General features: G+C 38.3%; 10 protein-coding genes. 5 read left to right on the forward strand and 5 right to left on the reverse strand.

Translation table 11 applies throughout. The features are described 5' to 3' along the window. Positions 1–39: 39 nt before the first annotated feature. A complete protein-coding gene (gene tuf, locus KFO35_RS05415) occupies positions 40–1227 on the reverse strand; it encodes an elongation factor Tu (RefSeq protein WP_002289463.1) in 1188 nt (395 codons plus the stop codon). Positions 1228–1594: 367 nt separating this feature from the next. On the opposite strand from tuf, the gene KFO35_RS05420 reads away from it, so the two are divergent. Continuing rightward, positions 1595–1951, forward strand: a complete 357-nt coding sequence (locus KFO35_RS05420; RefSeq protein WP_156272187.1) for a YxeA family protein — start codon at positions 1595–1597, stop codon at positions 1949–1951. A 293-nt stretch (positions 1952–2244) separates the two neighbouring features. Here KFO35_RS05420 and KFO35_RS05425 read toward each other — a convergent pair whose 3' ends face one another. Continuing rightward, the gene (locus tag KFO35_RS05425; protein ID WP_002290131.1) at positions 2245–3249 is read right to left on the reverse strand and encodes a nucleoid-associated protein; all 1005 of its coding nucleotides are present in this window, start codon (positions 3247–3249) and stop codon (positions 2245–2247) included. 165 nt (positions 3250–3414) lie between these two features. Here KFO35_RS05425 and KFO35_RS05430 point away from each other — a divergent pair, with 165 nt between their 5' ends. The 3 genes from KFO35_RS05430 to KFO35_RS05440 all read left to right on the forward strand — a co-directional run bounded on the left by KFO35_RS05430 (position 3415) and on the right by KFO35_RS05440 (position 5417). Further along, positions 3415–4266, forward strand: coding sequence for an aldo/keto reductase (locus KFO35_RS05430; RefSeq protein WP_002290130.1), 852 nt, complete (start codon positions 3415–3417; stop codon positions 4264–4266). A 16-nt stretch (positions 4267–4282) separates the two neighbouring features. Beyond that, positions 4283–4528, forward strand: coding sequence for a hypothetical protein (locus KFO35_RS05435; RefSeq protein ID WP_002290128.1), 246 nt, complete (start codon positions 4283–4285; stop codon positions 4526–4528). A 184-nt stretch (positions 4529–4712) separates the two neighbouring features. Beyond that, on the forward strand, positions 4713–5417 hold the full coding sequence (locus tag KFO35_RS05440; RefSeq protein ID WP_002290126.1) for a hypothetical protein: 705 nt from the start codon (positions 4713–4715) through the stop codon (positions 5415–5417). 851 nt (positions 5418–6268) lie between these two features. On the opposite strand, the gene KFO35_RS14145 is transcribed toward KFO35_RS05440, so the two are convergent. Together KFO35_RS14145 and KFO35_RS05450 are read right to left on the reverse strand one after the other, a co-directional pair. Next, positions 6269–6859, reverse strand: coding sequence for a phosphatidylinositol-specific phospholipase C domain-containing protein (locus tag KFO35_RS14145; RefSeq protein ID WP_231401884.1), 591 nt, complete (start codon positions 6857–6859; stop codon positions 6269–6271). Positions 6860–7060: 201 nt separating this feature from the next. Beyond that, positions 7061–9502: a hydroxymethylglutaryl-CoA reductase, degradative gene (locus KFO35_RS05450; RefSeq protein ID WP_002315230.1), complete on the reverse strand. Its 2442-nt coding sequence runs from the start codon at positions 9500–9502 to the stop codon at positions 7061–7063. A 184-nt stretch (positions 9503–9686) separates the two neighbouring features. On the opposite strand from KFO35_RS05450, the gene KFO35_RS05455 reads away from it, so the two are divergent. Further along, positions 9687–10841, forward strand: coding sequence for a hydroxymethylglutaryl-CoA synthase (locus tag KFO35_RS05455; protein ID WP_002335590.1), 1155 nt, complete (start codon positions 9687–9689; stop codon positions 10839–10841). Positions 10842–10863: 22 nt separating this feature from the next. Here the strand turns inward: KFO35_RS05455 and KFO35_RS05460 are convergent, their stop codons facing one another. Further along, positions 10864–11616, reverse strand: coding sequence for a class I SAM-dependent methyltransferase (locus KFO35_RS05460; RefSeq protein WP_002315232.1), 753 nt, complete (start codon positions 11614–11616; stop codon positions 10864–10866). Between the last annotated feature and the right edge of the window lie 289 nt (positions 11617–11905).

Genomic DNA, 11905 nt, shown 5'->3' on the forward strand with positions numbered 1-11905 from the left:
TAAACATTTTTCATTACCAAAATATTCGAGTCACGTTTCTTATGCTTCGATTTCTGTAACGATACCTGAACCTACTGTACGGCCACCTTCACGAATGGAGAAGGTCGTTCCGTTTTCAACAGCGATTGGGTGGATCAAGTCAACATCAATCGTCACATTGTCACCAGGCATGACCATTTCTGTATCTTCTGGTAACGTGATTGTTCCAGTAACGTCAGTTGTACGGAAGTAGAATTGTGGGCGGTAGTTGTTAAAGAATGGTGTATGACGTCCACCTTCTTCTTTTGTCAACACGTACACTTCAGCTTTGAATTTTGTATGTGGAGTAATGGAACCTGGTTTAGCAAGTACTTGTCCACGTTCGATATCGTCACGTTGGATACCACGTAACAGTACGCCTACGTTATCCCCAGCTTCCCCGTAATCTAACGTTTTACGGAACATTTCTACACCTGTGACAACTGCTTTTTGTGTTTCAGGTTTGATCCCTACGATCTCTACTTCATCACCGACACGAACAGCACCGCGGTCAATACGACCTGAGGCAACAGTTCCTCGTCCTGTAATGGAGAAAACATCTTCCACTGGTAATAGTAATGGTTTATCTGTATCACGTTCTGGTGTTGGGATATATTCATCCACTGTATCCATCAGTTCCATAATAGCAGCTTCAGCATCTGGATCGCCTTGCAATGCTTTTAATGCGGAACCTTTGATCACAGGAGTATCATCGCCTGGGAAACCATATTCGCTCAATAACTCGCGAACTTCCATTTCTACCAAATCGATCAATTCTTCATCATCGACTAAATCTACTTTGTTCAAGAAAACAATTAGGTATTTTACACCAACTTGACGTGACAACAAAATGTGTTCACGTGTTTGAGGCATCGGACCATCAGTGGCAGAAACGACTAAGATGGCACCATCCATTTGGGCTGCCCCTGTAATCATGTTTTTCACATAGTCCGCGTGTCCTGGTGCATCGATATGCGCATAGTGGCGTTTTTCTGTTTCATATTCTACGTGTGCGGTATTGATCGTAATCCCGCGTTCACGTTCTTCTGGAGCTGCATCAATACTAGCATAGTCTTGAGGATTTGCTAGGCCTTTTTTGCCTAATACTGTAGTGATCGCAGCAGTTAAAGTAGTTTTCCCATGGTCAACGTGTCCAATTGTACCAATGTTAACGTGTGGTTTACTTCTGTCGTAATGTTCTTTTGCCATAATTTACAAACCTCCTAAATAATATAGATCACTGAAGGATTTCAGCTCTCACTTTTTTATTATAGTCTTTTTTTGAATAAATCAAAAAGAATACGTCCGGCTTACTTTTTGTAAGATTCGAACTAAGCTTATTATACGTCAAAATTGGTCAAAGTCAACTAAGAGCACTCGCCTGTCTTATACGCGAAAAAAGTACCTTTTATAAATAAAAAATTATGTTTTTTGAGAAAAACTTCAAGCTCTTCTTTAACTTTCTTTTGAAGCAATAAGAACAAAATGAGGAAAAGTTTAAAATTCAGCTGTCGCCAACAACTTTCAATAGACGAAATCTTCTATTTCGTTAATAATAAGAAGAGAGGTGAAGTACATGAAAAAATTAATTGGCGTACTTGTCGTTTTAGGCATCTTTCTCGGCGGAAGTTTTGCAGCCTATCATTATTTTTACGGCGGCGAAGCCTATTATACAAAAATCACGACGAATGGCGAAATGTCAGCTTTCCGAACAGATAATGGAGAAAAATTTACGACTTATACCTACAAGCAAGCGGCTTATAACAAAGATGGAGAAAAAAAACAAGTGACGCTTCATGAAGTAAGAGAACATCCATTAAAAATGAATGCGTATCTCCAACTCAAAGTCAATGCTCGTAAAGGTGTATTAAGCTGGGAAGAAATAAAAGCTTCTGAAGTCCCTAAAAATGCGGCAGAAAAAATCGATCAATAATCGGTGGTCTTAAAATTTTATTAGATAAAAAGAGGCAGGGACAGAAGCGTTTAACTCCAAGAAATAAGAAGAAATTCATGAAACTTGCTTTTCAAATTCTTGTGAATTTCAGCTTATTTCCGAAGGAGTTGCTTCTGCTTCCGCCGTTTATACGTGTTTAGAGCGTGAGACTAAAGTGTTCTTTACTTTTGTCTCACGCTCTTTTTTTGTTATATTCGTCTTTTCAGATCTTTCTCATGGACCATTCATTCAACTAAACATCGGTAGTTGAACATCTAATGTTCCAGTCTCTTTTATAAACGATTCAATACTTCATCCACATTTTTGATCATCACAGATATCGTACCATCCGGATTATTCACAAATTCAATCAAATCTGGGTTGCGATATACATCGACTGGTACAATCAGTTCGATTCCGTTTGATAGTTTAAATTTTTGTTTTCCAAATTTTTTCTCAGAAATTTCTTGTACTTCTTTTACAGGGGGTGCTTCTGGGACAAACCCTTGCTCCTGTACTTCTTCTTTAAAAGCCAGTTTTGCCGTAATGTTTTCCTTGAAGACTTTTTCTGCGATCATCTCATGATCCAACCGTCCTTTTTCTTCTATCGTGTCATAGACAGCTTCTTTTAAATCAGCCATGATATCAAATTCTTCTGTCTCGAATTTTTTTCCGAGATGCTTGGCTACTTTTTGGATCACTTTTACGTTTTCCTCTAAAGAAGGTGCAGGAACACTTTCGATCACTCTTCCAGAAAAATAAAGCTCTTTTTTACCGGAAAACTCATATTTTTTTTCAATCAATTCGTAGGTCCAATCGGACAAGTTCACCGCGAAGGCTTCATCTGCTTTTTGTGTTTTCGCGCCTAGTATTGCTCGGTTCAAAATCAAACGGTTGTCAATCCCTACTTCGTCTGCTTCAACAAAATGCGTATAAGCCTCACGATAATTGACTTTCAATAAAGATAGGTACATCACTGTATCTAATTCATACAAAACAACAAATACATCTGCACTTGGCGCCTCTTCACTTTCTTGGTAAATATCGAACCATCGCTGAACGATTGCTTCACTTGCTTCCACAAAATTTTCTTGAGCGATTTTAAGTGATTCAACGATCATGCTTTCTTCTGCCAATTGTCCAGTTTTCGTTTGGGCAGAAGAGATTTTTTGGATTTTCTTTTGAAGAAAATCACGAATATATTCTTTTGTCAGATCTAGCTCTTTTTGTGAAAAGACCGGCGAACCTGTTTCTCTGTCAATAATATGCAGGATTGCTTTTTTTAAATAGATATCCATTTCTTCATTCCCTTCTGTCCTAGTTTACGGAAAAAAAATCAAAAATGCCAGAATCAAAATCATTTTCTTTTAAACAAAAATTTCAATAGTAGAAACAAAATGGATTCTTTTTTTTGGAAAATGCGCTAAACTTATAGATGAACGAATAAAAAAGGAGCTGAAAGTATGAATTCATTAACAAGCACGTATCGTCTATCAAATGGTTACGAAATTCCAGTAGTAGGATTCGGCACATGGCAAACACCTGACGGGGATGTCGCTGTTTCCTCTGTTAAAGAAGCACTGGCTGCAGGTTATCGCCATATCGATACTGCCCAAGGATACAAGAATGAAGAAAGTGTCGGCCAAGCGATTAAGGAAAGTGGCATTCCTAGAGAAGAGATCTTCCTAACAACAAAGTTATGGAATGCCAATCACAGTTATGAACTTGTGATGTCTTCTTTTGAGGAATCATTAAAGAAACTCCAAACAGATTATGTAGATCTGTTCTTGATTCACTGGCCAAATCCAGTTGCTTTTCGTGATAATTGGGAACAAGCAAACGCAGATACATGGCGAGCATTTGAAGAACTGTATGAAGCAGGTAAAATCAAAGCAATTGGTGTCAGCAATTTCTTGCCCCACCATCTAGATACACTTGCTAAAACAGCAAAAATCATGCCAATGGTCAATCAAGTTTTCCTTGCACCAGGTGAATTACAGCCAGCTGTAGTTGAGTATGCAAAAAAACATGAGATGATCCTTGAAGCATACAGCCCATTAGGCACTGGGAAAATCTTCGATGTACCTGAAATGAAACAAATCGCTGAAGCGCATGATAAGACGATCGCACAAGTTGCTTTACGTTGGTCATTGCAACACGGATTCCTTCCTCTTCCTAAGTCAGTCACACCAAGCAGAATCAAAGAAAATACTGAACTGTTTGATTTTGAATTGACAGAAGAAGAAATGAAACAAATTGATCAATTAGATGGTGTAGTTGGCAAGGCAAAAGACCCAGATACTACCCAATTCTAAGTCGAAAGGTGATTTTATGGATCCAATCGAACGCTTGAATTCTCTCTCGGAAGAAGTCATTCAGACTTTTCATTCCGATTTTGTCTTTTTGATCGATGCAGAGAAGATCCAACATTTTCCTGCAAGAAACTGGACACATGATCAAATTATCGAAGAGCTAAAAAAACGGTTCGATCATTCACTAATGGTCACAACTTGGCACGAACACGAAGTCATTTATTCACCTGAGTTACCTGTTTTTGCCTTGATACCGAAAAGATAAAAAGATTGGAACAGGTTATGTGAATAGATAACCTGTTCCTTTTTTTATTTTTCTTTCAAAAAATGGAAAAATAAGCAAATTTTTCTGTTGTAATTTGCGTATACGCAAGTTTTTTTGCATTACTCCTTTTCATTTGGCTTTTTTTTTCTTATAATCGAAAGGGTATGAGCGAAGGAGAGAACATATGAAGAAAAAACAGAAACAAAAATTATTAAATCAATTCCGTCCTTCATTGGATGGTGTAAGAGGACAGTTATTCCGTTCTCTAGAAGATGAAAGCTTGAGACGTTATGGTTTGCCATTACAAGTCATGCTTGATCCCAAAAACCGTCAAATCTTAACGATCGGATTAGCTGGAAAAACAAATGAAGATACACGAATCAACGTGCCTATCGATGATAATTTCAATACTGTATTAAAGCGGATCCGTTCGGGAGAAAACGGTATTTTCGAACGATTCCGTGACAATCTTCTTATTGAGATCGTATCTTACTGGAATGATCAACGATTGAAAAACGATGAACCAACTGCACAAACCGTTGCAACACCAGTGACAGAAGAAACAGTCAGTGTGCCAGAAGAAAAAGTGGAAGAACCAAAAGCGGACACAACTGAAAATACACGCTCAACTGATACGAATGCCGCTTTAAGTTTTGCTGATTTTTCAAAAGCTGTTGCTGAGTATCCTAAATTTTACACAGAACAAAATGAACAAGAAGTAGTTATTTATGAAAAAAATGCGGATGAACCTCGTAAGTTAGCAACTATTTCTATGACTGCTGAAAATGAATTTGTCATCGAAAAAGCACTTGAACGAAAATACAAAGTCAAATTGACTTTGATTCCTTTAATTGAACAATTTGCAGCGACAGCGATTACCGATAGATAAAAATTCTATTTGTCACAAAAGGCTGGAATCGAAGATTCCAGCCTTTTTAGTCATATAATAAATAGTTAATATTAAAAATATATATCCGAATATAACAATAGATTCGTGCTTTTTTCAATTTGTTTTTCTTGTCTATTGCATGTCCTCTCTGTGAATGACAAAGCGTTGTCTTTGCGCATGTTCCAAAGGTTGCATACGCAAAGGACGATTATCTAAATATATGTCGTTTTGCACAGTTAAGACTCGTTGGCTCCGAACACTTTGTAGATAATAAACATCCCCATTTACATGCTCTTCCCTAGCTGGTATCAATCGCCATCTTGCCCGAGTCAAGAAACCACCGATCATCTCTACGTCACGAGATGAGATATCTTCTGCTAGAAGATATCTTGGATTTGCCAGACTTCTTAGGATATATGATCTTGTCTGTTCATCATATTCGAAAATCCATTTTTGATTTGAATGACCTCGATTTCTAAATATGATCCCAGTATTGTTACTCTGATTCCAGTCTACTACTCTCCAAACATCTGCTTGACATTGAATAGAAGCGATATAGCCATGGTATTTGCCTCTGCTTTCAGTATCTTTTAATAAGCGATGATTGATGTCAATAATCGCATTGACGAGCTTTTCGCTTGGGTAATCGTTAGGAACGATTCCTATGTGTCTGATATTTCTATGTAATATACGACGATAGGTAAAAGGATTGGTTACTGCTGCCTACCCCTGTACGCCGCTCCAAAATCCGTTTGCACTTAAAAAATTGATATATTTAACACCATTCGTCCCTCTACTTTGATTTGCGCTATCAATTTGCTGCTCGACAGCCCATCGTTTATCATTTGGATTCACTGGATTCCAATAGTCTTGTATATCAAAACTTGACGGATAAGGGATTCCGACATTATTTCCCAAGAAATTACGAAAAATGACGATTTTTCCTCGTGTCTCGCTAAGAGTCGGATTAGCGTAAAGTAATCTCTCCAGCGACTATCTTGTAAATATCGTGTATTAAGAATATGGTTGAATGTATGGTCATTTTCACTACTGTATTCTTGTTTCAATCTCATATAGACTACTTCTTCAGGATTGTCACGAAGAAAGGCCACTGTTTTATTAAGTACATCACCGAAATTCTGGTTTAGATAGTACCTGTCGTGATGCATCGTAAAAACACCATCAATGGCACGTATATCTAAAAAACGTATTTCATTGTCAAGTTGCTTGCGGATGTCGATACTTTGTGTTCTCACATAATCACTGAGTCCTCCTCTATAAGTTGCTGTCGCTGAATTGTGTGTCCCTGGAATAGATAATTCTGATAGACGTACATCATCTCTTAACTGACTCATCCAATTCCGATTATATGTACGAACTGTCCAAGATTCGGTAGTCATATTGGCATAAGAGATTGGGACTTTATAACCTAGTAAAAACACCCCAAAACAGATGCTCAGTAGTACGGTAAGTTTTTTCTTATTCATAAGTTCTCCATTCTTTTTTATTTTGTGCGCACACTTAATTATAGCTAGAAAAATATTCTAACAATGAACGCATTTTTCTCGTAAAAGAAAAAAAGGCAAGATCTGCAGTAAATAAAATAACTGCAAATCTTGCTTTCTTCCTCTAAAGATACTTTTTTATTTTTCTCGGATTTTTTCCAATAGCTGTATAGCTGTCTGCTGATTCATCTTTTCTGCTTCACGTAATTTTTGCGCAACTTGCTCGATTTCCTCACCAACTGCCCCAATTGAGATCGCTAATGAACGAGCTTGAAGCCCCATGTGTCCTTTTTGGATTCCTTCTGTAACTAATGCTCGCAAAGCAGCAAGATTTTGAGCTAACCCTACAGCAGCCATTACTTGCGCTAGTTCCTTGGCTGAATCGACATCTAGCATAGCTAAGGATACTTTAGCTTTTGGCAGGATATTAGAAGCTCCGCCCACTGTAGCCACAGCCAAAGGCACTGTTAACTTCCCAACTAGTTTATTTTCTTTAATCTGCCAGTCTGTTAATCCTTGGTATAATCCGTTTCTTGCCGCATAGGCATGGATCGAAGCACTTACCGCACGTGTATCATTTCCTGTAGCTGCTACTACAGCTTCTATACCATTCATGATTCCTTTATTATGCGTCGCTGCACGATACGGATCAAGCTTCGCGTATTCCCCTGCTTGCTGGATTTTTTTAGCAATTTGTTCACCAATTTCTTTACTTCTTCCTAAGCGTTCAAAGGGGATTTCACAACAGGCAGAAGCCAACGATTCTGTAGCAAAATTACTTAAAATACTGAATAGAATCTCCTCCTCAGGGAACCATTCCCGTAATTTGTTTGCTACGCTCTCAAGAATCGAGTTGATCATGTTGGCACCCATTGCATCTTTTACATCCACTAAAAAATCAATAGATAGGTAGGCATGGAAACTTCCCATAAATTCCCGTGTAGAGATATCTTGAACACCGCCCCCGCGTTTCACGATGGAAGGATAGCTTTCATTTGCACAAAGAATCAGTTCTTCTTTTCGATGATTCACTGCATTGATCACTGCTTGATACTCCGATTTTCCTGATAGAACGATTTGTCCGCGCATCAGCCGTTGAGGTGTTTCTGCACAGATATTTCCGCAGATTTTTGCGCCATTGCTTGCAGCTGCAATAACAGATGGTTCTTCTGTAGCCATCGGGATCCATTTTTTCTTGCCATTGATTTGGAAATTTTGTGCAATGCCCATTGGGATTTCCACTTCGCTCACTTGGTTTTCAATCATATGATCTGAGAGCTCTTCAGAAAGTGTTTGTTCCTCAAAAATCAGTGCATTTTCCTGTGTCAATACACCTTTTTCGACTAATTGACTGCGCCGTTCAGATGGCGTGAGCTGATAGAACTTTTTTTTTTGCAAATCCTCACGTGTTTGCTCCGTATTCGCTTCTAACAAGACTGCCAAGCCTAAACCTCCGCCAACACATAATGAAGCAATCCCGTATCTCTTCTGCTCACGAAGCAATCCGTAAGCTAACGTGGTCAAAATCCGTGCACCACTTGCCCCAATTGGATGTCCTAATGCGATTGCTCCTCCATAGATATTGACCTTTTCTTCATCTAACTGTAGTTCTCGATTGACCACGATAGATGAAGCCGCAAATGCTTCATTGATTTCAAAAAGATCGATCGTTGGTAAAGCTATTCCTGCTTTATCTGTCAATTTTTGAATGGCTGTGATTGGAGCGATTCCCATGATGCTTGGATCAATACCAACTTCCGCTACTTCTTTGATGGTTGCCAAATAAGGCAGATTATTATTCTCTGCGTATTCTTTGGATGCAAGGATCACCACTGAGGCACCGTCATTCAATGGAGAAGCATTGCCTGCTGTTACTGTTCCTTCTTCCGAGAATACTGTACGTAATGTACCCAATTTTTCCAATGTACTATTTCCACGAACTGCTTCATCCTCAGATAACACGTCTTCAGCAGAAATCTTGAGCGGAATGATCTCCTCAGAAAACATGCCAGCTTCAACAGCTTGAGCTGCTTTCAATTGGGATGCCAAGGCATAACGATCCTGTTCTTCTCTGCTCACAGAAAATTGGGTTGCCACATTCTCTGCGGTTAATCCCATATGTGCATTTGAAAATGCGTCAGTCAATCCGTCGTTGACCATACTGGAAATTGGTTCGCCATATTCATTTGTTTCTGACTGATAGGGTTTCAGCATAGGTGCTTGTGACATACTCTCTGTTCCGCCTGCTACCACAAGCTCTGCTTCACCTAATTGGATCAGTTGACGTGCTAAAATCACTGCTTTCATACCAGATCCACAAACTTCATTGATTGTCATTGCAGGGACATCCACTGGGATACCGCTGTTCAAAGCAATTTGTCTAGCAACATTTTGACCATTACCAGCCTGCAGGACATTCCCGAATATTACTTGATCTATTTTATCTTTTTTCAGTTTTGTTTTATCTAATAATTCTTTGGTCACAAGTGTGCCTAATTCAACTGCAGTAAATGAACTTAAACTTCCGCGATACTTTCCTATCGGCGTTCTTGCAGCATCTATCATTACGACTTCTTTCAAGTAAGCCACCTCCTACAAAAATATACCATTCTTTGCTATAAAAACAAATAGCTCTTGTTCCAGTTAGTTTTTTCTAAGATTAAATTTTAACAATCCTTAAATATTCGCTTTTTTATATTTCTTTTAATCTTTTTATGATACTTTAGTAAAGTAAGTTTTTTATCATGAGTAAAGAGGTGTTGAAATGAAAATAGGGATTGATCGTCTTTCCTTTTTTATTCCTAATTTATATTTAGATATGACAGAATTAGCAGAAAGCCGTGGAGATGACCCTGCAAAATATCATATCGGTATTGGTCAAGACCAAATGGCAGTCAATCGTGCGAATGAAGATATCATTACACTAGGGGCAAATGCTGCCAGCAAGATCGTGACAGAAAAAGACCGTGAGCAAATCGACATGGTCATCGTCGGAACAGAATCCGGGATTGACCATTCAAAAGCGAGTGCGGTAATTATCCACCATTTACTAAAAATCCAATCTTTTGCTCGTTCTTTTGAAGTAAAAGAAGCTTGCTACGGTGGCACCGCAGCTTTACACATGGCAAAAGAATATGTCAAAAATCATCCAGAACGAAAAGTACTAGTCATAGCAAGTGATATTGCTCGTTACGGCTTGGCAAGCGGGGGTGAAGTGACGCAAGGTGTCGGTGCTGTTGCGATGATGATCACTCAAAATCCGCGTATTTTATCGATTGAAGACGACAGCGTATTTCTGACAGAAGATATCTATGATTTCTGGCGTCCAGATTACAGTGAATTTCCTGTTGTCGATGGACCTTTATCTAATTCTACGTATATCGAATCGTTCCAAAAAGTTTGGAATCGACATAAAGAATTATCGGGTCGAGGACTCGAAGATTATCAAGCGATTGCTTTCCATATCCCATATACGAAGATGGGAAAAAAGGCATTGCAAAGCGTATTAGACCAAACAGATGAAGGAAATCAAGAACGGCTACTGGCTCGCTATGAAGAAAGCATTCGTTACAGCCGACGAATCGGTAATCTTTACACTGGTTCATTATACCTTGGACTAACTTCTCTACTGGAAAATTCGAAATCATTGCAGCCAGGAGACCGCATTGGTTTATTCAGCTACGGTTCTGGTGCAGTAAGTGAATTTTTTACAGGTTATCTGGAGGAAAACTATCAAGAATATCTCTTCGCGCAATCTCATCAAGAGATGCTGGATTCTCGAAAACGAATCTCTGTTGACGAATATGAAACGATTTTCAGCGAATCGCTTCCTGAACATGGAGAAAGCGCAGAATATACATCAGACGTACCTTTCTCGATTACAAAAATTGAAAATGATATTCGTTATTACAAAATATAATACACGCATAAAAAAGATCCCTTCACGAAATGTGAGGGGATCTTTTTTTGTCCTTGGACCAGAGAAGCAATCGATAGGTCAACCTAGTCGTACTGATGATTTCTTGTTTTTCACTGAATAGTTTGCGAATATATCTAGTCATAACAGGGTCTTTTGCGTACTCTTCATAGTACATCTTCATCCACTCTTCAGTAATTGATTCCTGTGCAAAATAAGTAAAATCTTTTTTCTTTACTTTGAATCCTTTATCAATTAAATATGATTCAAATTGATCCATGATAAATGGGGTTGTATTAGGATCTTCTTCTATCATTCCTAGTTGCTTTTCGATAGGATAAAAAACATCATCGATTGATTCCACTACTCTCATTATCACGCACCATTTGCTTGACTTTTTCATCAGTTTTTCTAATTGATTGGGATGTGTCAAAGCTGGGTTTGCTGCTGTAAAAACCACTTCATATGTCTCACTGGATTGGATAAATTCTTCTAATGATCGTTTGATAAAGGAAACATTTGATAAGTCAATTTTTTCTGCTTCTTTTTTTGCATTTGCTAACATTCCTGAAGAAAAATCAATCAAATCGTAGTGATTAACTTCTTTTGCTAAAGAAAGAAATCTGCCAGATCCTCCGGCAACGTCTGCTACTATTTCAGCAGGCAGGACTTTCTCCGACTTCAGATATTCTCTTACATCTTCTGCAATAGTTGTTTGTGATTCTTGCTGGATTTCATAATATTCTTCCGCAAAATCATCCCATTCTTTTTCATTCATTTGAATCCCTCTTACTTTTTGATTTTTGTTAGATATTTTCACTTTTCGGAATAAATAACTCTCCTCTTTTATCTATTATATCTCTTTTGATGAATAAAAAAATGTTTTGCTTTCCGTCTATTATAAATAAAAAAAGACTGTGACAAACGTCGTGTCACAGTCCCTTATTCCGAATAAACGGTGTTCAATCAGCTGACCTTCGGTATTAGCTCAACAAACGGCAAAATATGAGGAACTATTTTTCCGTTTGTTTCTCTAATACTCAGATCAGAACGCTGATTTCACAACC

The organism is Enterococcus lactis, from assembly GCF_015751045.1.
GTDB classification, from domain to species: Bacteria; Bacillota; Bacilli; order Lactobacillales; family Enterococcaceae; genus Enterococcus_B; species Enterococcus_B lactis.